Source organism: Vibrio ulleungensis (genome assembly GCF_016900875.1).
In the GTDB taxonomy this organism is placed as follows: domain Bacteria; phylum Pseudomonadota; class Gammaproteobacteria; order Enterobacterales; family Vibrionaceae; genus Vibrio; species Vibrio ulleungensis.
Genome location: NZ_JAFEUM010000001.1, coordinates 756,896 through 782,643 on the forward strand (window position 1 = coordinate 756,896; position 25,748 = coordinate 782,643).

Sequence of the window (25,748 nt, forward strand, 5' to 3'; positions counted from 1 at the left end):
ATGCTTGTGTGCAATACGTTACATTACCGGCTGAAATGGAGTTCATAGTATGTTTAAACGCTTAACCTGTCTTGCGGTACTTGTTGCTAGCCATCCACTGCAAGCCGAAGTTATAAAATTCTTTAATTGGGATGGTTTTATCGCGCCCGACGTTATCGAACAGTTTGAACAGCAATCAGGTCATACTGTATCTCTAAGTCATTTTGACAACGAAATGCAGCGAGATCAGATCATTATTTCTGGTAGGGGCAGTGCGTTTGACTTAGCCATTGTTGATCATATGTCGGCACAACACATGTTGGCGCAGGGCTATTTGACTGAAGCTCCTACACTTGCCACTGCAAGAGCACAACTTTTTGAAGCGCCGTTTAACAATTATTGTGGATCAGCTGGTTATCCGTACGCGTGGGGCACACTTGGAATTTTGCATCGCCAAAGCGTCACCAAAACACCCATAACATCATGGAAGCAACTGTTTGATATTCCAGTGGAACATCGTAACAGAATGGTATTTTACATGGATGAAGTTGATACCGTGGCTGCTGCTCTTTATGCGCTCAATTTAGATCCATTTACGGAAGACAAGACAGAGTTAAAGTTGGCCTTTGATTTGATGATGGGTGCCAAAGCTGATCGGCTAGGTACTGGGTACTTAGCTAGCGAAGGCATATATAGTTCGTTTCCCAAGGCTTCGTTAGCTCTTGGTTATGCAGGAGATGAGTTTTATTTAAATCAACATTCATCTTACAGTGATTGGACATACACTATTCCGGATGAAGGGACACTTCTATGGGTAGAGTGCTTAGTCCTTCCCAAAGGACGAACCCTGAAGCCAGCGACTGTTGAGTTCATACAATATATCAGCCAGCCTGAACAAGCGTCGAAAAACGCGGAGCTAACTGGTTTTGCGACACCAGTTAAAGAGGCTAAAGAGTTGTCGAGCAAAGAGCACCGTCAAGATACCACTCTTTATCCGTCTGTCGACATTATGCAAAGGAGCACAGCATATAAAACTCTCACCTTTGACGCACTTCAAGTCCGTTCAAGAATGATAGATATTTTCCACTAATATGAATTTTTTGAAAACCTAGAATTACCCCCACCGTCAATGAAAGGAAGTATTGACTGCACATGACTTTAATTCAGCGTTTACGTTTAATATTGCTGCCAATCATATTGCTCACATTCAGTATAACTGGGGCACTGGTTTACAAGACTGTTTTTGATAGACACGTTGATAGCGAGTATCAACGAGTGTCGACATTTCTCGATTTCTTCTATAAAGAGTATCAGCTTGAACTAACGTCTGCGCAGTCTGCATTAGACTTAGTATTAAGCAGTAACGAGTTAATAGACTTCTTAAATCAAGCGGAAAACTCCTACACCGCGCATATGCTGCACGTAATGCTGAATAACCAATTGCGACTAGTTCAGCAAAGGTTACCTGGTGTGCGCTCCATTCAAATTGCTGATTACATGAACAACATTGTTATATCGGCGGGTGATGAAGACCCATTTAAGGACCCGAGCTGGCCTAATTTTCCTAAAAAAATACTCGATCGCCACGTAGGCAGTGGTGGGAGTTATACACTGCCCATCGAGCAACATATCCTTTATTCAGAGCAGGGTGGGGAGTTGTCGTTAGGTGTCATTCGACGATTTTCATCCGAACTGATACTACAAGACAAAATCTCAAAAAATAGTAGCACATATAAAGCGATTTACGATGCTAAAGCGGTGTCGTATCAGCATTTGGTTGAAGCGCTGAGTCAAGATTTTAAACACGGATTTGCGCTTACGATAAAGCCCAACTTTCAAGGTAGTGACACTGTCGTACATACCTTTGGTGCATTTGAGGTGGGCGATGATCTATTTGTACGTAAAGTTAACGACTGGTTTACGATTGAACTGACCATTGATGAAAACAACATGATAACGGCCTTGTCGACCCTTCGATGGCAATTATTGGTCGTCATTTTGAGTCTCACAATAAGCTGCTACATTGCTATTTGGTTTGGCATTCGTCGTCAGGTTATTACGCCTATAAGGCAGTTGGTGAATTCACTTCAAACTACACATAATGTACCCCAAATCGAGAAACTGTCGGGCAATAGTGAGGTCGCTAGGCTGAATAATGCGTATGTCGATTTGGTCGATCGAGTGCAATACATTTCAAACTCAGATCGCCTTACCGAATTGGGAAATCGTCAAAGTTTTGATCTCTGTTTGGAAGAAGAGATTACGCGCGCAAACGCAGGCCAAACTGTCGTTGCGGTCTTGCACATTGACCTAGACAACTTTAAAAAAGTGAACGACCACTTTGGTCATCAGCTCGGTGATGAACTATTAACCGATTTCTCGACGCGGTTGCTCGAGTTTCTTGATAGCAAAGACGCAATAGTTACCGTAAGTCAACGTCGAAAGGTTGATTACATTGCCAGATTAGCCGGTGATGAGTTTGGAGTGATTTTCAATAATGTTGCGGACAGCGATTCAGCTGAAACCATTGCGTTGGAAATTAATCAGTACTTTAGCTCAGGTTTTAACCTTCAGGGGAAACTGCTTGATGTGCAAGTGAGTATTGGTGTCGCTATTTATCCAGAGGTTGCGAAAAGTCAGGCTGAGTTGGTGCTTTATAGCGATGAAGCAAAGCATCAAGCCAAGCATCGGGGCAAAAATCAAGTTCAGGTATTTACCAAGGAAATCGCTGATAACCTAGAGTTGCGAAAGTTTATCGAATCGGTATTGGTCAAGAGCTACCATGGTGATAAGTTTGAGTTGGCATTTCAACCATTGTTTAACAGCAAAACCATGGAAATTGTGTGCTATGAAGTTCTATTACGTTGCCCAATGCTTGCTGTTCACGGTATCGGGCCAGATAAGTTTATTCCAATCGCAGAAGCCACAGGGTTAATTAGATTGATTGATTTATGGGTGATTGAAAATGCGTTTAAAGCACATAATCGACTTGTAGAGCAGGGTTACAAAGGTAAAGCGGCGATAAACATTTCAGCGTTAGAGCTTAACAACCCTAACTTCCCACAAGAGCTAGAAAGGTTACTTACTCAGTATCAAATCAACCCTCATACTATCGAACTAGAAATTACTGAAACCAGTTTGATCGACAGCGGTGAAAAAACAGAAAGAATACTCTGGTCGATCAAAAGGACAGGTGTCAATCTTGCTTTGGATGACTTTGGTACTGGCTTTACTGGCCTTTCACAGTTAGCAAAGTACCCAATAGATACGCTAAAAATTGATCGTTCTTTTGTCTCTAATCTCACTACAGATAACGATAACCAGCAGACGATGTTTAATGTGATAGTACAACTAGCGACCATTTATGGTTTGGATACTGTGGCAGAAGGTGTTGAAACTGAACAAGAATGTGAAGCAACAAGAGCTAAATGTACGTATCTACAAGGCTACTATTTGTCAAAACCAGTAGGGTTTGATGAACTTGTTGAAAAAATCGAGGACTCTGTCGCGGAAACAACTTAAGAGTTTGCTAATAATGCATATCCTAATATTGTTAAGCAGGTAACTATACCGTACAATGTGCGAAAGCGTAATGTAATGGAAAAGTACTAGTGAAAAGGGATATTCTTAAGCTTTGTATCGCTCTAATGATCTCTGGGCAGTGTGTCGCAGACGATTTGGATGCATTGCTGGATTTGGACTTTGACGAGTTGTCAGGGTTTGACGTTGAAATGGAAACAGCGGCAAAAAACGTCCAGTCTCTAAATGACATACCTGCTTCAGTATACGTGATCAGTAACGAACGCATCGTTCGAAGCGGTTACACGTCTATTTCTGAACTTCTCTCGTTAGTTCCAGGTTTCTTAACCACTAAATACAGTGAAAATGGCTCCGATATTTCAAGCAAAGGTTTTCACGACAGTTTCTACAACAAATTATTAATTATGGTCGATGGCCGAAGTGTGTACAGTCCCGTTTATGGGGGCACATACATGGCCGATCTTGATTATTTAATCGCTGACATTGAGCAGATCGAAGTGGTCCGTGGTCCCGCAGGTACTATGTGGGGGGCTAACTCTGCTAACGGTGTGGTTAATATCATCACTAAATCTGCGCAAAATACGCAAGGAACGCACGTCTCGGCGTACGCAGGAGATTACGCCAATCGCAGTGCAGAAGTACGTCATGGATTTTCGTTTGGCGAATACTCGTTTGCAAAGGTGTTTTATAAGTACAAACACTCACCGAGTACTTTAGAAGACGATGCGCTGATCAGAGAAAGTCATCAATACGGTGCTGCGTACGAGTTGTATGCTGATAAACATACTCTGTTGGTGCAGGTAGGTGGAGAGTCGTCCACAGAGGGCTCTGTAGAGTATTGGTATACGTCAGAATACGATCCTATAGGTGATTACTATTACTACAGTGAAAGCGAAAACCCATCCACATTAAATAGCCACTCCTGGAATTTAAACGTACGCCACCAATTTGCGGCATCTTCTGAGACAAACTTCAACACCTCGATCTTTGTAAACTATGACGCTGATAATGATCCATTTGCAGAAGGTGATTATTTACATGCCGAGCTCGATAGCTACATGAATACTGAGCTTTCTCAAACCACATCTCTACTCTTTGGTGGTGGTATTCGAGCGGTCACTATCAACTTCGAAAATCACATATCAAATTACAACTATGAGCATTTTTTGCTTGGTCAACGAGCTGCGGTAAATGACACGAAACATAGAGACTACGCTTATAACCTTTATGGGCAAGTCGAAGTGTGGCTCAGTGACAAGTTTAAGTTAGTTGCAGGCGCTAAGGCAGAGCATTTTTCGCAAAATGATAGCACTGAACTTTCCCCTCAATTAAGAGGGCTATATAACATTAACAGTCATCACTCTATTTGGGGCGGTGTTGCTCGGGCCGTTATGCTTCCTAGCTACCTTGATACTGAAATGGACGAAGCGAACGGCTTATATGGCTTTCCGGATCTGTATCTATCTGATCCAGAGTTAGAAAACGAGTCTGTGATTACTGCTGAATTAGGTTATCGCTACAACCCAAGCGCGACTATTGGAGTAGACACAGTGTTGTTTGCCTCCCAATATAAAAACTTGCGCGGTGTGAGTTATATGGACTGGGGATACAGCGATCCAGGCAGAGTTGAACAATCTGATATTTATGATCCATTAATCTCCGAATCTTACACCTCATATTTAAACTCAGATTATGATGCCAAAACATTAGGCGCAGAGCTGGCTATCAACTATCAACCCATTTCAAATTGGTCTCTGTTCGCAACTTACGCTTATTTAACGATCGACTCGGACTGGTCCGGGGTGGCTCGAACAGATGAAGATGCAGTTTACGTCGGCACATATGGTGAAAGTTACTACGACATTGACACACAACATACAGCAACAATTCAAAGCTTATGGTCGGTTACTGAACAATTCGATGTGGACTTAATTGGGCGCTACTTTAACCAAAAATTCCATGAAAGTGCATCCGATTATGAAGTCGATCCTTTCGCTGTTTTAGACGCACGCCTTGCTTGGCAAAAACAACAAAATTGGCCAAGTGTAGAGCTGATTGCACAAAACCTTCTCGGGGCTGGTTACAGTTATCTTAACCCAGAAGTGGCTTATTCTAGTTACATAAATGAACTGAAATGGTACGCACGTTTAACTTATGATTTTTAAGTTTAAGATCCACTTAAAATCGAACTTATTTCGCTACGCAGTTACCTGTGTAGCGATGTTTTGCTTAACGTACTTACCCAGTGGTCTGGCTGTCAGCGCCCAACTCAAGCCATTTGAAGCTAAAGCCATTTACCTGTTTAAAATCGCAAACTATATCAAATGGCCAGACGATGCTAACAAGGTACAGATCCACTACTGTATTTTTGGCGACAAAGAACTAAGAGATACCTTCGATGACATCGCCAAGAAGAAATTAGTCGCAGGCAAGCAGTTGGTGCCCGTTAACGTCATCGAGGAGTGCGACTTGGTGTATATGGGTAATAAGTTTCTGATTGATGAGCTGGCTCCTTATCAAATTTCGGTAGGTGATAAAGACCAATTTGCTGCTAAGGGTGGGCAGATAGAACTTAAACAAAACAAGAACAAACTCGAACTTATCGTGAATTATCCATCGGTAAAAGAGAGCGATATCAGGTTGAGTTCCAAGTTACTAAAAATTGCGACGATCATTGAGGATCCATCGTGATTAGGTATCGTTCAATCAAGAAAAAGATTCTCGCGCCTTTATTCCTGAGTATTGTCGTGATTTTTGTGTTTTTCCAAGGGATCACCGACTTTTTCCAGTACACCTTGTACCGCGATTCGCAACTTACTCATCTGCAAACGCTAGGTAGAACAGTGTCGTACAATTTAGAAGCGCCGCTGTTATTTGAAGATGTTGAGGCGGCGCAAGAGCAAATAGATACCTTCAAAGCAGATCCATCTATTCTGTCCGTATTTCTTCACGATGCGATGGACAATATGGTTGCCATGTATCAACCCAATACCGATAAAGATTGGTTTCAAAGCATTAAGTTTAATTGGGAGCTAGAAGGTGCTGTCGCGTCGTCAGGTAAACTATTTGTGTATATTCCAATTAACGTTGACGATGAGTTAGTCGGAAAACTAAAAATCGTATCTGATGTCAATTTCGATAAAAGTAAGATCCAGCACATCATTGAGGGTGGTAGTCTGATCGTGCTCTTAGGCATCGGTATACTGTACTACCTTTATGGTCGTCTGAGTCGACTCATACTTGTCCCTGTTTACCAAATCAAAGAAGCCATGGCTGCGCTGCTGGAGAACAGTAGCAATATTGAACCCATCAATATTAAGCAGTATGACGAGCTCGGCGACTTGGTTGATGGGTATAACACCATGATCTCGAGGATAAGAGCGCGCGATCGACAAATAGCTGCGTCGATGGACAAGTTAGAAAGTGAGCGAAATTTTGCGAACGAACTGATTGAATCCATCGCCCATGGCTTGCTTGTAGTGAATGACAAAGGCCTCATTAAGCAAGACAACCAACATGCGGGTATGCAGTTTGGTGTGGTGGGCTCAATGGTCGGCACCAATATCAATCAATATTTTGATATGCCAGATAAGAGCAAGATATTGATGGCTCTGTTGGGTCGCGAGCATCTAAACGATGCGTTATTTACCGTGACGACACCGTCAAAAGAATCTCGAATTTTACGTGTGACTACTTTACAGACCACGGATTCCAAAATGGTGTTGTTTTCGATATTTGATATTACCGATGAGCTCGCTAGAACTTATAAACAGCAATTGGCCACTGGGATATTTGAAAACAGTCAAGACGGCATCATGGTGCTCGATAAAGATGGCAAAATAATAATGGTGAATCCTGCTTTAGAGAAGCTATCTGGCTATAAAGAAGACCATCTAATCAATGAGTTAATCTATAAAGTATTTAATGGTGATGAGTGCCGACGCAGTGTTGACAGTATTCGTAAGGCTGCGATGGAGCATGGCAGTTGGGAAGGAGAAATTGTTGAATACCATCGCGATGGAACTGCACTTCCTGTAAAGGTTCAGGCTAGATTGATTTCTAGCAGTGTTAGTGATGTGAACGTAGACAGTGACTTGGTGCTGATATGCAAAGATTTACGGGATCAAAAAGAGATGGAAAGACTTGAGCATATCGCCTCCCACGACCCTTTGACTCAATTGGCAAACAGAACAAAGCTCCTATCTCAAACACAAAAGTTGCTTGATAACGGTCATCAAGGGGAGTTTGGTATGCTGTTTTTAGACCTCGACGGGTTTAAATCGATCAATGACCAATGGGGTCATGACGTCGGTGACTTTGTACTAAAGACAGTAGCAACGCGATTACAAAGCGTAGTTAGAGATGATGACCTAGTGTGCCGTCTTGCGGGCGATGAGTTTGTTATCCTGGTTAACCAGTCCACAAATGCCTTGTGCAGTTCGTTGGCGGAGCGGGTGCTTAATGCGATTGCAGAGCCAATAAATTTTGAAAGTAATGTGCTTAAAATTGGGGTTAGTATAGGCATTCATATGACTGACAAACATTATGATGAAACCGAAGCCAGTGCGGTAATTAAGCAAGCGGATAAAGCGATGTATCGAGCTAAGTTTCTTGGTAAAGGGCAATTTGCGCAATCATCAAGTTAAGCAGTGTCGGCCTGTAAAGTCCTTTTGCACAGTTCGACAAAGTGCTGATAAAAGCTTGGCAAGGGCTTGCTGATCTTAGTCACCAAGTACACTTTTTCTACGACTGGCAAACCAACGTTGATGACCGACAGCCGATCCTTGTACGGAGACAACTCTACACAACTGCTGGGTAACACCGTAAATCCTACCCCTAGCGATATCGGGGCAAGGATTTGCTCGAGCTGATTCACAAAGCTAACTTGCGGTATATGCGCAATGTCCATATCTGACAATAGTGAGTGCTGTGAAGAGTGTCTATATAGAGACAAGTAGTGAAGGGCGTCTGGATGAGCAACGAGCCCTAGCTGGTGCAAATATTCTGCGCTCACCGTTTTGGCATCAGATAACTGAGGCACAACCAAGCTTAATTTCTGCAACCCAATTTGCTGATAGCTGAGCAAAGGATTGACCGCTTGTTGCGTTATCAACGCCACATCTGACTGCCCATTTAAGACACGATTCATTGCCCCTTGATTAGAACAAGACTCAAACGCAAAATGTAACTCGGGATAGTCTTTTTGAATATTGATGCAACGAGAGTACAACTGCTGCGTTAACGCTCCCGAACAGGCAACGCGCGCCAGCCCCTTGTTTGGGTCGTCAACAGTAATGGTGTCGAGCAACTGTTCATGCAGTTCTAGCTGCTCTAGCGCAAACTGATAAAGCTTATCGCCTGCAGGTGTGAGTTCAAAAGTTTTACCTTGTCGCTGAAGTAGCGGTGTACCACATTCTTGCTCCAATTTAGCGATATGCTGGCTCACTCCTGGCTGAGTCATATAGAGCTTTTCTGCCGTGCGGGTAAAGTGCCCTTCTTCAACGAGTGCAATATAGGTGGTGAGCCATTTAGGGTTTATCATAACTAAATATAATGAATGTGGTTGGTTTGAATAAATTATAGCAGAAAGTGTTTCACTGTGTCGGGCAGTGGTGGCTCCAAATAAATCGGGAATAAGCCACTGATTTTACGCTTTAATTATGCTCCCTACAGTATGACATTTTAGAATGGCGCTCTATAATTAAAGTGCGACCAATCATAAGGACATACACCATGAAAGCGCTCACTTATCACCTGCAAATGGACAAATTTTACTTATCGGAACTTGTCGAGCCAGAACTAGAAAACGCCTGGGATGTTGTGGTGAAAGTGCACGCGGTAGGGCTTAATCCTGTCGACGCTAAAGTGAACTTTTGGAAAGCGTTAGTACCCGATATCGATAATACCTTTGTAGGTGGTCTCGATGTCTCAGGAACGGTGGTTAAAGTGGGCGACAACGTAGAGTCTTGGGATATAGGTGACAAAGTCCTATACCACGGTAATATGCGCCGAACTCGCGGCGGCTGCGCTGAGTTTGCCGTACATGACGCTCGTACATTGACCTCTCACCCCGAAGTCAGCCATGAATTGGCGGCGGCCACACCATGTGCTGGTTGGACAGCGTGGCGTGCGTTGGTCGATAAGCTGGATATTGAAACCCGTGACTCAATCTACATTGTAGGTGGTTCTGGTGGAGTGGGGGGATTTGCTATTCAAATCGCCAAATACTTTGGGGTGGATAAGATCATTACCAGTTGCTCTGAAAAAAATCATGATTACGTCAGAGACTTGGGTGCAACACACGTTATTGACTATCAAAAGCAAGACATCGTTAAAGAGATTATGGCCATTACTGATGGGCATGGTGTAGATGTGGCATTGGATTGTGTCGGTGGCGACAACGATATAATTGCAGCTACCGCACTGGCATTTGAAGGCGAGATGGTGGAACTGGTGCAAACGGTTAGACCAAGTGAATACCCTGACGCATTTTTACGAGGGTTGAGCTTCCATCAATTGAGTTTAGGATCAGGTCATGTCAATGATCATTCTGGGCGTACAGGTATTACTGATGCGGGCGTTCAGTTTAATCAATTACTTGAAAATGGACACATCCGAGTTCCTGCGCTTGAGGTTATTGAACTCGAGCACGCAGCTAATGCGTTAAAAGATATAAGAAACCAAAGAACTGTCGGTAAAATTGTGGTAAAAATTGAGTAACATCCCACTAACACCACAATACATTGAAGTACTTAGTCGCACTCCTAATTATGATGGCATTTGCGGCCAACTCGTTGTTGAGCCGCGTTGCCGTTTTCACTGAGGGAATGGATCCCTCATTATTTGCACTTTACCGAACCGCTAGCGGCGCACTTATGTTGTGTCTGTTACTGTTGGTGTTTAACCGAAAACATGCATTGCAGTTGGTAGATCCGTCTCAATGGAAGCTTAAAGAAAACTGGTTAAGTGGCGCTTTCCTTGCACTGTATATGATAGGTTTTAGCTATTCGTATAAATCACTCAACGCTGGGCTAGGCGCGCTGTTGCTGTTTTCCACGGTGCAATTGGTGTTATTGGTAAGCAGTATTCGCATGGGTGAACGCCCTACAAAACTGCAGTGTATCGGCTATGCCATTACCATTGCAGGTATGGCTTCATTGGTCGTGCCTTCGTTAAGCGTGATGGGAGCGACGTTTATAGGGATGGTGTGTGCTGTCCTAGCCGGCGTTGGGTGGGGAGGGTATACCTTGCTTGGTCGCCAATCGACACAACCGCTGTTTAGAACCGGTTTTGCGTTTATTGTTGCGACAGGATTTGTATTGTTAGGCTCTAGCGTTATTGGGCTTGACACTGCCGCAACGGATAAAGCTCTATTGCTGGCGTTAATTTCGGGAATGGTGACGTCGGCCTGCGCGTATGCTGCTTGGTATGCCCTTTTGCCACTCATTAGTCGATTTAGTGCTGCGTTATATCAGTTGTCCGTACCCGCACTAACATTTTTGGGTGCGGTTATATGGCTAAACGAAATTCCGAACTCGTTAGAAGTATTGGCTTGCGTTTTAACTTTAGCAGGTATTGTTGTGACTCAATTACCCTCACGTAGGGATTCGAAAAATTAGCGAAAAAATATTGGGTCATCGCCTCAAGAGCTGAGTGATGACCCAATGAGATCGCTTTTACTTAGGCTTTTTGGCAAGAGCAGCATCAATGTCTGCCGCGCTGTGGCGTTCAGGAACTTGTTCCCACTCTTCGCCCCATCCACGATTGACCATGCGCCCACGTTGCACAGCTTCACGCTCGTCAATTTGCTTAGCCCAACGCACGACATTCTTGTAACTTGCAACGTCCAAGAACTCGGCTGCATCATACATACGACCTAACACTAAACCGCCATACCAAGGCCAAATCGCCATATCTGCAATGGTGTACTCATCGCCAGCAATAAACTCGTTATTGGCTAGTTGCTTGTCTAATACATCCAATTGGCGTTTAGCTTCCATCGAAAAGCGGTCGATAGGATATTCGAACTTTTCTGGGGCGTAAGCATAGAAATGGCCAAAACCGCCTCCTAAGTACGGAGCAGAGCCTTGCAACCAAAATAGCCAATTCATCATTTCTGTCCGCTCTGGAAGCGTTTTTGGAATGAAATGGTCAAATTTTTCTGCTAGATAGAGCAAGATAGAGCCAGATTCAAATACGCGTGTGCCCGTTGTAGTGTCTAGCAACGCAGGAATTTTTGAGTTCGGGTTAATCTCAACAAAGCCACTGCCAAATTGGTCACCATCACCAATATTGATGAGGTAGGCATCGTATTCGGCATCTTTAACACCTGCCGCCAATAGCTCTTCAAAAAGGATTGTAACTTTTTGTCCGTTTGGGGTCGCTAACGAATGCAACTGGAAAGGGTGCTGACCTTGTTCGAGTACCTGTTCATGACGTGCACCTGAATCTGGACGGTTAATGCTGGCCCATTGGCCACCGTTAGAGGTGTCGTGTGTCCATACTTTAGGTGGGGTGTAATTTTCGCCCATTGTGACTCCTTAATGTTGGGTTACATCATGTGTTATTGGGATGTTTAATCGGATTTTAAAGGGACCGTGTTTATAGATTTAATGTACAGCTTGTTGAAGCATTGATCTATCAGGTTATAAATTGGTATGTCATTGTGCAATCAGGCTCGAAATTCAAAGAAATGTCACTTGTCGCACCAGTGTGAATTTGTCATCCTTAGCCCCCTTAAAACAGCACTATAATTTCGATTCGGATTTTTATGAAAAAACTGGCAATACTAGCGTCTCTTTTAGTGGCATTTCATTCGTTCGCCGCGACGCAACTTCAATGGGAAGACTTACGTCCAGATGTAAGCAACATTAAAGATCCGTTTATGGAGCTCAGCCGCGACCAATTGTTCGATTTAGGCAGAATTGCTCGTCTCGATATGAAAGAGACGCTCACAGAAGAGGAACAATTAGAACGGAAAAGCCTCAATGATGATCTCGAAAGCCAGGGGATTGACGTCGAATACTTGTTTGGCATTAGAGCCGCCGTCAGTGAACAGCGCCGCATTGCAGCAACGGTGCCTAAAGCTTCGTTAAATGGCGAAAAGGTTCGTGTCCCAGGCTTTATCACGCCGATTCAGTTTGACGATAATAAAATCACCCAGTTCTTTATCGTGCCGTCAGGTGGCGCTTGCGTACACACACCACCTCCGCCACCCAATCAAATTATTTTAGTCGATTATCCACAAGGTTACGAATTGACCTCAATGTACACGCCCGTCTGGATCGAAGGCACACTTAACGTTGAAGCTAACGTACAAGATGTCATGTACTCAGACGGTGCTAATGGGATTGAATCTGCGTACACCATGGATGCCGACAAAATAGAAATTTATACCGTCCAATAGTTGTTGCCAAAAAACAATGAACGCTGCCTAACGCGCAATGCCTTAGGCAGCTGTATCTCGCGACTACCGGACGATATTGCTTATTTCTGGTTCTGCAGCGGGATCGATTTTAAGGGTTTGCGTTGGGAACGCGACATCAGCGCCTTGCTGATGAATGATTTGAATAACCTTAAGTAATACATCCTGTTTCACTTCGTGAAATTCTATCCAGTTGACTGTCTTAGTAAACGTATAGATAAAAAAGTCCAATGAAGAAGGCCCAAAGCTGTCGAAATTGACAATCATGGTTTGGCGCGTATCGATCGCAGGGTGGTTGCGTAGCATCTGCTTGACCGCCTTAATGATGGTGTGCATTTTTTCTGCGTCGTCATAACGAATACCGATGGTTTCTTTAATTCGGCGGTTAGTCATCCTAGAAGGGTTCTCTACGACAATGCTGCTGAAGATGGCGTTAGGAATATAGAGTGGTCGCTTGTCAAAGGTGCGAATAACACTCATACGCCATCCAATACGTTCAACCGTACCTTCGATACTTCTATCCGGTGAGCGGATCCAATCTCCAACCTTGAATGGCTTATCAAAATAAATCATCCAGCCACCAAAGAAGTTGGACAGCAGATCTTTTGCCGCAAAACCAGCCACCAAACCACCGACGCCGCCCATCGTCATTACACCCGAGAGACTCAGGCCCATAGACTGCAAAACACTAACCAGGCCAATAACTATGATGATCATTCGGCTCAATTTGCCAATACCATTAATGGTCGTTGCGTCGTGTTTGCCACGAGCAATGACATTAATTTCTATGTTGGTCGAAAGGCGATAACTGATCCATGCAAGGGTAAAGACCACGAGAGCATGTTTGGTGGTGTCTAAGAAATTAAGTGAATAGTCAAAGTAATTTCCGAGAATGAGTCCCAGTGAAATCGTACCAGGCCATAGCCATATTAGTGTACTGATCGGCGTTTTAATCGAATGAATGATTGCGTGTACGCGACTTTCAGCACTGTCGGAGGTGTGACGCTCTAAGCGTCCTATAAATAATCGCCATACGATCCAAGCAACACTACTGAATAAGGTGATGGTCAACACTTCGTTGACCCAAAGAAAGTCGGGGTGAGAGGTAAAAAACTCGATTCTGTCCATTTTACTCAAGCTGCAATGTTTGATGATGTCAGTGTGCAGTGTTGACGGTAGAGGGTCAAAGCAAAAGCTTCACAAAGTGTGTTTTATCACAAGATAAATACCTCAAGAGGGTGGTAGTCTTACCATGTTAAAATTTTCCTAGGCAATCCAATGAGTTTCGACAATCGCACCCAATACACCGAACACGAGTTTACCCAAATCGATTTTAGTTATGAAGAGCTCAATCAGACTGAGTTTGAAGGCTGTAAGTTTGTGCAGTGCGACTTTTCCGAAACGGTGTTTAGCCGCTGTCGGTTTGTCGAGTGTGAGTTTGAACAATGCAATCTGAGCTTGGTTGACCCAAGCTTAAGCCGATTTGCCCAGTGCAAGTTTACCAGCAGTAAACTGGTGGGGATGGATTGGACTAAGGCTCAATGGCCTCAATTTGATATGGACTCAGAACTTTCTTTTGAACAGTGCATACTTAACGATTGTTCGTTTTTTGGTTTGTTCCTCGATTACCTCACGCTTCACAAGTGTAAATTAGTCGGCGTCGACTTTAGAGAAGCATCGCTATCGCAATCCGAAATTACTGAGTGCGATCTGTCTGGTGCGCAATTTTCGAGAACCAATTTAGAGCAAAGCAATCTTACCGACAGCTATCACTTTGAGATTGATGTGCTTAATAATCGATTAAGTGGCGCTCAATTCTCAAGGCTCGAAGCGTTATCGTTGCTCAATTCACTCAACATTAAACTGGTGGACTAAGAGCAAATACACACTCAAAGCCAAACTACTAAGCCTTGTTTTGCGTATTCACTGAATTACGCTCAACGACCCAAGGTTTAAGCATGTCTGAGGGGTAAATCTTATCGCCGTTAACCATCGCCAGTACTTTATCGACCGCCAGCATCGCCATGTCTTGCAGCGGGTAATGCATTGTCGTTAAGCTTGGTTGCAAGTGCTTGGTGTAATGGTCGTTATCGAATCCAATGATGGAAATATCCTGACCGACAACTTTGCCAAACCCAGCGGCAATAGTGTACATCGATAAGGCCAATTGGTCGTTTTGGCAAAATACAGCATCAACATCCAAATCTCGTTCAAATAATCGTTTACCTGCATCAATAGGCGTTTCGCTGTCAAAACGACCTTCAACGACTAGGCTAGGGTTGTAAGGCATGCCCGCTTCACTCAACGCTTTTCGGTATCCAAAAAGACGGTCGCGACTGTCTGCTTTACTTAATTGGCCAGTAAGACAACCAATTTGCTTATGCCCTGTGTCAATAAGGTATTTAGTGGCTAAGTAACCGCCCAACTCGTTATCCAAAAATAGGCAATGTTCGGTAATCTCAGGGATGTTTCTGTTCAGAATCACTGTTTTAGGGTGGCGCTTCACGATGCCGATCAATTCATCATCATGGAGAGTATCGGAATGAATGATCATTCCGTCGACCATCTTTGACTGCAAAAAGCGTATGCCATCACGCTCTATTTCTTCAGATTCTTGTCCACTTGATGTTATAAGGTGAATATTTTCACGACGAAGTTCTATTTCAGCTTGATGCATTAACACTCCGTAGAAAGGTCCACCTAACGAGCCGACTAACATACCGATACTGTTAGAGCGCGAAGAGGCAAGCGCTTGAGCAAATGAGTTTGGCTTAAAATTAAGCTCTTCCATTGCAGCCAACACCTTTTGGCGGTTTTTTTCTTTAACCGTCGTATGGCGATTGATCACGCGCGATACCGTGGTTTTGGAAACATTGGCTAATTTGGCAACTTCATCAATGGTGGACACGTTAACTTCCTGTAAATGACCCAAGTGGGACGCTGAGTTTATCAAGATATTGCAAGGATACTGCAATATAGGGGTGAAATCCTTGCGATCAGTCACACCGGAAAGGAAACGGTTTCTTTTTGGTGTGTTTGCGATGATAAAAACTTTTACCGTATACCAGGGAGGTGGGCTCGTTCGGCTTCTGTTTAGTGGTTGTTTTTAATGGTTTTATTCGTATATTTGTACATGTTGTTCGCTCACTGTGTGACAATATCTACAATCGAAACGTAAAAGAACTACCGCCACCAAAGAAAGCGTTTCCTTTACGGTTGCCATAGAAACAAAACCAAGGAAGCACGAGAAGTGCCCAATAGCGTTAGGTAACCAAAATGAAATTGTGATGCGCTCTTATTTTAAACAAGTGGGTGGCAATAGTTAGCCTACACATTACTACGAATTGAGCGAGGCCAAACCAACGTCATAAAGCGAAAGCCAAATCTCGCTCTATAAAATGATTGCAATAACGCTACTGAATCGACAGAACTGAATGTCTCTCAATTAATCGTGGAAGTAGTTTTATTGGATCGGCCTCAGTACAACTCTTGTTTTCTATTATTGTAAATAAGCGCTTCGCAGCTTCTATGCCCATATCTGGAACCGGGAAATCGACGGTGGTTAGGCTAGGGCGGATATGCTGGGCGTGATTATCGTTATCAAAGCCGACAATAGATAGGTCCACGCCAATTTTAAGCTCACGTTCAGCGGCAATGTCATAGACGGCAAGTGCGATGTTATCGTTTTGACAAAAAAGTGCAGTAATGTTGGGACACCTGTCGAGCAGTCGTCTTGCTACGGCATGATTACCCTGATGATCATAGCGACCTTCAATGACCTTAGAGTCAGAGAATGGCAATCCTGATTCTTCAAGCGCTTTTCTATAACCTTGCAGACGTTCACGACTATCAATTTTACTTAACTGGCCGGTGATACACGCAATCTCAGTATGTCCCATATCGATCAAATGTTTCGTGGCGATATAGCCGCCAAGCTCATTATCAATAACGACGCAATGACCACCAATCTCAGGAATGAAACGGTTTAATATAATGGTTGAATCGTTTTGTTCGACTGTTTCGATGAGTTCAGTATCACTAAGTTGATCTGAGTGAATGATTAAGCCATCAACAAGTCGAGAGCGCAAAAACTCGATTGATTCTTTCTCAATGTCCCTTGATTCCTGCCCACTTGTTACTATTAAGTGATTACCTTTCTCTCTTACAATGCACTCTACATTGTGCATCAATGGACCATAAAACGAGCCGTCCAGTGATCCTACAAGCATACCAATACTGTTTGAACGATTGGATGCCAATGCCTGGGCAAAGGCGTTTGGTTTAAATCCAAGCTCTTCAATTGCGTCAAACACCTTTTTTCGATTGGCTTCTTTTACCGATGGGTGTCCATTTAAGGCTCTCGAAACGGTAGCTTTCGACACGTTAGCGAGTAATGACACTTCTTTAATGGTAGGCAATTCAAACTTCCTTTGTTTATTGAACTCAACGAAATAAAGATAGCTCTATTGTTACTGCTTCATACTGATAATTCAAGCAAAGCACCAAGTCCCCCTCTAGAACGAGCAAATAAACATACAAATAAAGTAACCGGTTACTTAGATTCCGATGGTTTCTTTCATTTAAAGCTGTCTATTCACTCATTGCATAACCATATTGGACGTAGAAAGAGGGTTTTAGATATCGATCTTATTGTTTTGTTAATAAAATGTAACTTTTAGTGGTGTTCGTGCGGCGAGATTGCACTACGATTGACACTTTCACCCTGAATCTGTAAAAAAAATAGGGTATACATATTTCTGTGACAGGAACCACGATTGACTCAAATTGGTGCGTTTTTTTCGTGATGGCTGTCTATTTTCAAAACTAACCCTTAGCTTAGAGCTATACATTATGGGGCTTGTGACCTAATGTGTGCAGTGTAAGACAATATTTTAACTAAACAAGTTTTGAGAGAAGAACAGCGAATTCACGATGTTCTTTTTATTTGACCCCAAAAGTAACCGGTTTCTTTTGGGCTTACTTTTGAGTCGAAACGTTGGGTTTTTGGTTGATTTATACACTCAGGTAAACGCTGCACACGTAGATTCTCGGCGAACAGTCAGCAGTCGAAGGGAATGATTTGAGATAAAACCACTTTGTAGCACATCTTTGTTGCGGTGGTGTTAAATTTAACCCTAAAAGTAACCGGTTACTTTTAGGGTGTTATTGGAATAGAGTTTAGAGCTTTGTAGACAAAAGGACATGGTAATGAATGTAAACGGAACTCACTTAGCCATTTTTGCGCTATCAACAGCGTTAGTGGGATGTTCGTCGACTAATGAGCCGCTAGTTATAACCCAACAGGATTTAGTTGACCCAACTGGGACGCCTTCACCTGATTGGAAACTCATCTGGCAAGATGAGTTTGATGGTGATGAGATCAATAAGCGACACTGGAACCACGAAGAAAATTGTTGGGGTGGGGGCAATAATGAACAGCAATGTTATACCGACCGAGCAGTTAACTCTTTTGTTTCCGATGGTGTACTGCATCTTGTTGCGATCAAAGGCAGTTTCACTGGAGCGAATAATGCTGAAGGGAATAACGCTACCAAAACAACACTGCCTTACACATCAGCACGACTTAACTCAAAGCATAAAGGCGACTGGAAATACGGTCGCTTTGAGATTCGAGCCTTATTGCCCCATGGCCAAGGAACGTGGCCAGCTATATGGATGTTGCCTACGGACAACAAATACGGTACATGGGCTGCTTCGGGTGAAATTGATATTGTAGAAGCTGTGAACTTAAAGGCACAAAGCGATAGAAAAGGCGCTCCTCAAGGGGAGCTCGAAGACCGCGTTCACGGTACTCTCCATTATGGCCGTCAATGGCCAAACAATACTAACTCGGGCACGCACTATCAGCTACCAGACGGAGTGAACCCGGCAGACGGTTTTCATACTTACGCAATCGAATGGGAAGAAGGTGAGATTCGTTGGTATGTGGACAATGTTCATTATGCTACGCAAACCCAAGAAGGCTGGTATGCACAATATGAAAAAGATGGTGTTTTAACAACGGCTTCACCTGCAGCGCCATTTAATGAAGACTTTCATATAGTTATGAACTTAGCCGTTGGTGGTTCATGGGCAGGCAACACCAACGAAGGTGGAATCGACTCGAGTGCTTTCCCACAGACTATGGCAGTGGACTATGTTCGCGTTTATCGATGCACCGTTGACCGCTGGTCTGGCAAAGGTTGTGCTACTAAGTCGACTACCGCGGAATACGTCAAAGGTAACTCAGCACCAGCCATCGTAGTTGCAGATGAAAACTATGGTAAAGGAAATGAATTGGTTTTATTTGATGATGAGTTACATGAGTACCTATCTAAAGGCAGTTACGATCCCGAAGATTTAGTGGACTCAGAGTTTGTCAGTGAACCAGGCAGAGGCCAAGTATTAAAAATCGAGAAGTCAGGAGAGGCAGGTAATATTTATTTTATTTCTCCTGAAGTTGATTTAAGAGATTGGAAAGAGTCGGGCGAGATTGTATTCGACCTTAAAGTAATAGATGGCGCTGATAAATCAGATTTGCTAGTTAAGATGGACAGCGGTTGGCCAATGGCGGGCGATATTGAAGTTCCATATTCGAAAAACAGTGATTGGCAAGAAGTACGGCTAAATATTTCAGATATAGTCAGCAATGGCAACCGATTTGCACCAGGATCGACTGTTAATTTAGAAAAGGTAACTAATATATTGATTATTGAACCAACCGGTCCAATGACAGTGCTATTAGACAATATTCGATTAGAAAGAAAATAGACATAGTTAATATTACTTAATGAGCTTTTATTTTCTTCATATTCTAATAAAAGCTCTCATTTAAATGGAGTTTACATGAAAGTATCTAAGTTAGCGTTTGGCGTATTAGCTGGTTTAGCTATGGTTTCAACCGCACAGGCCGCTCAGCAAGAAAGTTTTGAATTTCACGGCTATTTCCGCGCTGGGTATTTAGTGAGTGCAGCTAATGATTTTAAGCGTGCAAATTTTGCTGGCCAAAAAGAGACTCTTGGACGTCTCGGATTGGAAATGGATAATGATTATAAAGCAAACCTGATCAGTAATTGGGATTTTGATGACGGGCGTAACTTTAAAATTCACTTTGGTATTGGAGCCAAAGGCGCGGAAGCGGCGTTAACGTCCAGTGCCGATGGTGTCGACGCGGGTATTAATGATGCATTCGTCGAATTCAATGGCGTTTCACCTTCGGGCACTTTTTGGGCTGGCAGACGAGAGTACGGTAAAGAGGGGAATTACATCTTTATGACTGACTTCTTCTATACAGACATGTCTGGGATGGGGATTGGATTAAACGGTATAGAGATGGGCACATCCTTAGTAGACATCGCCTATATTGCCAGTGATAGAGTGGATGAAGATATTGACCGCTGGGCAGAGTCGCCGGCTGAAGTTGGCAATAACGAAACGAATCTAAATAACATAATGCATGCTCTCCACCTGGGCTCCACGTTTGGCGACTTTAAAGCTTCGGCGTTACTTAAAGCAATGCCAGACAACTGGGATAGAGAAGGGAGAGAATGGGCGGAGTTAGGCTACGACCTAACGCTAACGTACAGCATGTACGATTTCTTTGGGTTTGGAAATGGCTTTTCTAACATCATAGTACAAGGCGGTCAGGGACTCGGTGCGGGCAATCTTTTGGGTGGCACGATCACCGCATACAACGCATACGCGCCGGGCTCTCTAGCACAAGGTCAGCACAACGACTGGGGAGACGCCGGTGAAGCGACTTACTTGTTAACTCAATTAGAAGAAGAGGATGTGTCTGGTCGCGTTCTTTTGTGGGGTGCTTACAAGTTTGATAATGGTATTAATCTATTTCCATCTCTACAAGGCCAATATAATTATATGGCTGAAGGGGATAACCGATTAGAAAGTGATTACAACTATTGGATGTCGGCAATGACACGGGCAACAATGCCAGTGAGCCAGCACTTTTATATGCAAGGTGAAATTGGCTATGTCTATAATAATTGGGGTGGTGAATCTTGGACACAATCTAAATTAACTGTCGCTCCAACATTTATTTTGCCGACCTCTTATGGAATTGCGCCTGAAATCCGATTATTAGCATCTTATTTGCCAGAGTCGTGGACTAATGAAGAATTTGATGAGTCGCAAGGTAAACTTGTACCTTCTGATGACTTTATTCTTGGTTTCCAAGTTGATGTTTGGTGGTAATAGTCAATGACTAATATTTGAATGTGGTTGATGTGTTTTGCTTGAGTTGATTGTATATCGCATTCAATAAATAAAAACCTATAAATAAAAAGTTAATCAGTGACACCTAGATTTTATAGGTGGGGTACCGCTTTACCTAAATAAACATTATATATAATGAAAGGATTTATTATGAAGGCTATAAACAACAAGTTTAAACTCTCCCACACCATATTAGTGAGTGCTATGGCCGTCGCTTTGTCTGGCTGTGGGAGTGATGACAATGGTGGGGATGCAAAGACCCCTATTGATGATGGAACCACCCCAATTGTACAACCAACCCCAATCGCGGATCTAGATTCGGCGACACTCACTATTTTTAGAGATATCGTAAAACCGAAGTGGGCTCCGTATAACAGTTCTGACATCGGTCTAGTCACCTTAGCCACTGACAGTGATGAACGCTTCTCTGTCGTAACAGAGTTTACGATTGCAGATAATGGAGAAACGGTCGGTGGATTTACCAGTAAAACGACTAACGACGGGCACAGTGCTGTAGACGGTACACCATTTGACGCAAGTTTACTGGCAGAAAATGGCACCTTTGAATTTGACATTAAAGTGATCACTGATACGCCAGCACCAACGGGTTGGATTGTTAAGTTTGAAGCGACGAATGGCGATTTTGCTGAAGTCTCGCTTCCGTTTGCTCCAAGTAACACTTGGTCCCACGTGAGTATTCCGTTGGCAGATATGGCTGCAGCGCAGTTACCACAGTGGGCACTTGACTTAGGGCTATCACCTATCGATCTCTCTGATATTGCTGTCGTACTTATTGCACCGGCTTGGCAAACAGGTGCAGGGGCAGTATATCAACTCGATAATGTTGGATTTTACGCCAATGAGGGACAAGTCAGCGATACAACCCCTCCAGTAATCACACTTATTGGTGATGCTGTTGTGACTATTCAAAATGGTACTTCATACGTTGATGCTGGGGTCACAATCTATGATGCTGTCGATACTGGCCTAGTCGCTGATATAGGTGGTGATGTTGTGGATGTCGATGTCGATGGCAGCTACACCATTACCTATAACGTTGTAGACAGCGCGGGTAATGTTGCAAATGAAGTTACACGTACAGTCATAGTCAGCTCTGATGACATTCAAGCTCCCGTAATTTCATTGGTTGGTGACGCTTCATTAACTCTCTATCTCAATGAAAGCTATATCGAATATGGAGCGACGGCGAATGATGACGTCGATGGCGATGTGTCAGCTGACATCGTGATAGACGACTCTGCGTTAGACATGACGATGGCGGGAAATTATCAAATCATCTATACCGTGTCAGACATGGCTGGAAACGAGGCTGAGCAAGTGGTTCGTTTGGTAAGAGTTGTTGATCCAGATGCGGATGCAATTATTACTAATGGTGACTTTGAGGCACCATTGAGTAACGAATGGGAACTTCAAGAAGGCGCGGGAACCATCACTATAGTCAATGGTGAACTGGTAGTAGAAGGCATTTCTCCTGGTGCACCATATCAGCCTAGACTGGTTCAATCTGGTGTAGAACTGACGGAAGGACTCCCATACGTAATCCGTTTCGACGCAATGGTAGATGAAGCCAGAACGATTCACATCCAACTTGGTGAATTATTGTCTGGTGCACCATGGTTTAACCCGTTCATGAATGACAAGCCAGTTGCACTGACTACCAGCATGGAGTCTTACGAAATAATTGTTACTCCCAACTCAAACGCTGCTAATCCAGGTCACTTGATATTTGCTTTGGGAGCGGGTGTTGCAACCACTGTAACACTCGACAACATTTCAATTGCTGAAGTTACCGCGGCAGAAATTGCCCCTGAAATCACATTACTTGGTGACTCGTCAGTTCAGTTAACTGTAGGTGATATTTACACTGACGCAGGAGTAACCGCAACGGATAACCTAGACGGCGATGTAACTTCTTATGTTGTGACCAATAACCCAGTCGATACTTCAACTGCCGGTGTTTACATTGTGACCTATAACGTCACTGATAATGATGGAAATGTTGCCAAACAAGTAGCGAGAACGGTAACGGTGGTGGAAGCCTCAGATGAGAGCAACCTTGTTCCTAATGGCGACTTCTCGTTAGGCAAATCCTTGTGGAACGGTGACTACGAAGTTGTCGATGGTGCGGCGAATATTGTCATTGTAGGTGGTGAAAAACTTATCGGACAACAACGCATGGCTGAAGGTGTCGCGTTGCCTTCTACTCAATATACGTTGTCTTTTGATGTTAAGGGAACCGCGTTAAATGGCGCTATTTTCAATGGCAACGTGCAAAGCTTTTCATCAACGGGTGTATCAAGCACTACAGTGATAGATGCATTTGTACCAACCACTGAGTGGCAAACTATGTCATACGACTTCACGTCTGGAAACACTATAGATTGGGGTTTTAATCTGCTACTTGGCCCAGTTTGTGGTGCGGTCGCAGGTTGTGAGTCCAACGTCTTTGTCGACAACATTCAAATCGTTGAAAAAAACTAATTTAACCCGCGGGGCTTCTTTTTGAGGAGCCCCTTTAAGTGCTGATCACGACGATCAAGCAAATAGTCATTGGTAATAATCGTTCTTAAGGGAAGTCAATATGAGAACACAAATTTTAAAATCTACATTGCTAATATCAAGCGCATTAGCGATGTTTGGATGTGGCGAAGAACAGCTTACTGTCGAAGCCCCTCAAAACCCAACTTCTGGTACGGGAAATACAGACGTTGAATTGGTTGCTCAACCTCTGCCGACCCGTTTTCCGACTGCAGACAATGGCGATGCTTTGCTCGGTAATGCCGATTACCCTGCCATTTCGTATGGTGCTTGGAGAAGTACAGTGCGTGCTGATGGCGCTGATGTACCGAGCGTCGATATGCAAAAGGAGGATATGCAAATATTGGCGGCGATGGGTATCAAAATGATACGCACGTACAATACACAAGGGTTTATAGGGCTCGATGGAAAAAGTAATACCGAAAATCTATTGCAAGCTATAGCGGAACTTAAACAAGACGATCCTAGCTTTGAAATGTACGTAATGTTGGGAGTGTGGATAGACGCGTTAAACTCATTTAGCGACCAGACGCCCGATCCTTTTCAGAACAATCCGAGTAATTTTGACGAAATGGATATGGCGAAGCAACTTGCGTCCGAATACCCAGATATTGTGAAAGTTATTGCGGTTGGTAACGAAGCGATGGTTGAGTGGGCTCCCTACCACGTTGTACCAGGAATTATCCTAGAACATGTTGAGGATCTTCAAACATGGAAACAACTAGACCTAGCCACCCAAGATATTTGGATAACGTCTTCCGATAACCATGCTGTCTGGGCTGGCGATGACGCCAACGGCAACAACGGTGAACAAGCAGACTTGAAGGCGTTGATCGAAGCCGTGGATTATATTTCGTTACATACTTACGCAATGCATGACACTCACTATCATCCAGCGTTTTCAGAAGAGTGGAAGGTGCCTGAAAGTGAGCAAGACTTAACAACGCAAGAGCAAGTCGATTCTGCGATGGAACGTGCTTACCAACATACTTTGTCTCAATTCAAAGCTGCACAAGTTTTTGTTAACAGTGTGGATGCGACAAAACCTATTCATATTGGTGAAACTGGGTGGACGACTGTGTCAACCGACGGTATGGGTGAAGGTGGCACGCAAGCGGCGGGTGAATACCAACAAAAGTCTTTTTATGACGATATGCGCGAGTTCTCAAATGACTTCGGTGCATCGCTGTTCTTTTTCCAAGCCTTTGATGAGCCATGGAAAGGCGATAATGCAAACCCATCACATTCTGAACAACATTTTGGTTTGATTGATATTACCGGCAATGTGAAATACGTCGCGTGGGATAAAGTTGACGCATTGACAGGTTTGTCGCGTGGCACGGTTCAAACCCTAAATGCCAGCTACTCCGGTGATTTACCCACACTTCTTGATGATCTGCTACCACCTCCATACGCTCCAATTGCAACACCTCCAGCAGAGGGCGAGTTTGTCGTATTAGGTTCGACAGCCTACGCCAATTCAGTCGTATATGGCTGGGATAACCCATTGACTGCGTGGGCGGGTGTTAACGCCGATACTGGCGTGATGACAGTGGTGACCGATCCTGCTATGGCTAAAGATTGGGGTTGGGGTGCTGGGATTGGCAATGGTGAAAGTCCAGTTAACTTGTCTGGTTCGCAAACAATGACGTTCGAAATCCGTGGGATCGATAACGCCGACAGTGCCTTAGCCACATTCCCGTTCTACCTTGGATTTGAAACAACAGCAGGACGAGACCATTGGGTGAGATTTAACGCAGGCCAAGGCTACGTAATCACCAGTGATTGGCAAACGATCTCTATACCACTTAGTCAATTTTCTCAGTACGAGAATGCCGATTTAAGCGCTGTCACCTCGCCGTTTACCATTGCCGATAAATACGCCATCTCCGGTGGGAGTGCACCACTTAAGAGTAATATTGAAGTGCGTAATATCTCTTGGCTTGAGTGATTTAACCTGCTGATTTAAATGAAAAAGGGTTGGAAGGCTCGAGGGGGTTTCGAGCTCCAACCC

General features: G+C 43.7%; 18 protein-coding genes. 13 read left to right on the forward strand and 5 right to left on the reverse strand.

Features of this window, described 5'->3' with window-relative positions; translation table 11 throughout:
• Positions 1 to 49: 49 nt before the first annotated feature.
• The 5 genes from JQC93_RS03500 to JQC93_RS03520 all read left to right on the forward strand — a co-directional run bounded on the left by JQC93_RS03500 (position 50) and on the right by JQC93_RS03520 (position 8,165).
• On the forward strand, positions 50 to 1,069 hold the full coding sequence (locus JQC93_RS03500) for a polyamine ABC transporter substrate-binding protein (RefSeq protein WP_205157061.1): 1,020 nt from the start codon (positions 50 to 52) through the stop codon (positions 1,067 to 1,069).
• Positions 1,070 to 1,131: 62 nt separating this feature from the next.
• Positions 1,132 to 3,501 (forward strand): putative bifunctional diguanylate cyclase/phosphodiesterase, encoded by a 2,370-nt coding sequence (locus JQC93_RS03505; RefSeq protein WP_205157062.1) that lies wholly within the window; start codon positions 1,132 to 1,134, stop codon positions 3,499 to 3,501.
• An 89-nt stretch (positions 3,502 to 3,590) separates the two neighbouring features.
• A complete protein-coding gene (locus tag JQC93_RS03510) occupies positions 3,591 to 5,684 on the forward strand; it encodes a TonB-dependent receptor plug domain-containing protein (RefSeq protein WP_205157063.1) in 2,094 nt (697 codons plus the stop codon).
• On the forward strand, positions 5,674 to 6,210 hold the full coding sequence (locus tag JQC93_RS03515; protein WP_205157064.1) for a YfiR family protein: 537 nt from the start codon (positions 5,674 to 5,676) through the stop codon (positions 6,208 to 6,210). The genes JQC93_RS03510 and JQC93_RS03515 overlap by 11 nt, the downstream gene beginning before the upstream one ends.
• A complete protein-coding gene (locus JQC93_RS03520) occupies positions 6,207 to 8,165 on the forward strand; it encodes a sensor domain-containing diguanylate cyclase (protein ID WP_205157065.1) in 1,959 nt (652 codons plus the stop codon). The genes JQC93_RS03515 and JQC93_RS03520 overlap by 4 nt, the downstream gene beginning before the upstream one ends.
• Here the strand turns inward: JQC93_RS03520 and JQC93_RS03525 are convergent.
• Positions 8,162 to 9,061, reverse strand: a complete 900-nt coding sequence (locus JQC93_RS03525) for a LysR family transcriptional regulator (protein WP_205157066.1) — start codon at positions 9,059 to 9,061, stop codon at positions 8,162 to 8,164. The genes JQC93_RS03520 and JQC93_RS03525 overlap by 4 nt on opposite strands.
• 191 nt (positions 9,062 to 9,252) lie before the next feature.
• Here JQC93_RS03525 and JQC93_RS03530 point away from each other — a divergent pair, with 191 nt between their 5' ends.
• Both JQC93_RS03530 and JQC93_RS03535 read left to right on the forward strand, forming a co-directional pair.
• Entirely contained in the window at positions 9,253 to 10,239 is a 987-nt protein-coding gene (locus tag JQC93_RS03530; protein ID WP_205157067.1) for a zinc-binding dehydrogenase, read from the forward strand.
• A 23-nt stretch (positions 10,240 to 10,262) separates the two neighbouring features.
• Complete coding sequence (locus JQC93_RS03535; RefSeq protein WP_268980141.1) at positions 10,263 to 11,138, forward strand: DMT family transporter; 876 nt, start codon at positions 10,263 to 10,265, stop codon at positions 11,136 to 11,138.
• Positions 11,139 to 11,195: 57 nt separating this feature from the next.
• Here JQC93_RS03535 and yghU read toward each other — a convergent pair whose 3' ends face one another.
• Positions 11,196 to 12,050, reverse strand: coding sequence for a glutathione-dependent disulfide-bond oxidoreductase (yghU, locus tag JQC93_RS03540; RefSeq protein WP_205157069.1), 855 nt, complete (start codon positions 12,048 to 12,050; stop codon positions 11,196 to 11,198).
• A gap of 239 nt (positions 12,051 to 12,289) precedes the next feature.
• Here yghU and JQC93_RS03545 point away from each other — a divergent pair, with 239 nt between their 5' ends.
• Complete coding sequence (locus tag JQC93_RS03545) at positions 12,290 to 12,925, forward strand: DUF3299 domain-containing protein (RefSeq protein WP_205157070.1); 636 nt, start codon at positions 12,290 to 12,292, stop codon at positions 12,923 to 12,925.
• Between the two features lie 63 nt (positions 12,926 to 12,988).
• Here the strand turns inward: JQC93_RS03545 and JQC93_RS03550 are convergent, their stop codons facing one another.
• Positions 12,989 to 14,071, reverse strand: coding sequence for a mechanosensitive ion channel family protein (locus JQC93_RS03550; protein ID WP_205157071.1), 1,083 nt, complete (start codon positions 14,069 to 14,071; stop codon positions 12,989 to 12,991).
• A 150-nt stretch (positions 14,072 to 14,221) separates the two neighbouring features.
• On the opposite strand from JQC93_RS03550, the gene JQC93_RS03555 reads away from it, so the two are divergent.
• Complete coding sequence (locus JQC93_RS03555) at positions 14,222 to 14,818, forward strand: pentapeptide repeat-containing protein (RefSeq protein WP_205157072.1); 597 nt, start codon at positions 14,222 to 14,224, stop codon at positions 14,816 to 14,818.
• A gap of 28 nt (positions 14,819 to 14,846) precedes the next feature.
• Here JQC93_RS03555 and JQC93_RS03560 read toward each other — a convergent pair whose 3' ends face one another.
• A complete protein-coding gene (locus tag JQC93_RS03560) occupies positions 14,847 to 15,851 on the reverse strand; it encodes a LacI family DNA-binding transcriptional regulator (protein WP_205157073.1) in 1,005 nt (334 codons plus the stop codon).
• A gap of 505 nt (positions 15,852 to 16,356) precedes the next feature.
• Positions 16,357 to 17,361: a LacI family DNA-binding transcriptional regulator gene (locus JQC93_RS03565; protein ID WP_205157074.1), complete on the reverse strand. Its 1,005-nt coding sequence runs from the start codon at positions 17,359 to 17,361 to the stop codon at positions 16,357 to 16,359.
• A gap of 790 nt (positions 17,362 to 18,151) precedes the next feature.
• Here JQC93_RS03565 and JQC93_RS03570 point away from each other — a divergent pair.
• From JQC93_RS03570 to JQC93_RS03585, 4 genes are all read left to right on the forward strand, one after another.
• Positions 18,152 to 19,714 (forward strand): glycoside hydrolase family 16 protein, encoded by a 1,563-nt coding sequence (locus tag JQC93_RS03570; protein WP_205157075.1) that lies wholly within the window; start codon positions 18,152 to 18,154, stop codon positions 19,712 to 19,714.
• Between the two features lie 75 nt (positions 19,715 to 19,789).
• Positions 19,790 to 21,154, forward strand: coding sequence for a carbohydrate porin (locus JQC93_RS03575; protein ID WP_205157076.1), 1,365 nt, complete (start codon positions 19,790 to 19,792; stop codon positions 21,152 to 21,154).
• Positions 21,155 to 21,325: 171 nt separating this feature from the next.
• On the forward strand, positions 21,326 to 23,677 hold the full coding sequence (locus JQC93_RS03580; RefSeq protein ID WP_205157077.1) for an immunoglobulin-like domain-containing protein: 2,352 nt from the start codon (positions 21,326 to 21,328) through the stop codon (positions 23,675 to 23,677).
• 100 nt (positions 23,678 to 23,777) lie between these two features.
• Positions 23,778 to 25,685, forward strand: coding sequence for a hypothetical protein (locus tag JQC93_RS03585; RefSeq protein ID WP_205157078.1), 1,908 nt, complete (start codon positions 23,778 to 23,780; stop codon positions 25,683 to 25,685).
• Positions 25,686 to 25,748 lie beyond the last annotated feature (63 nt).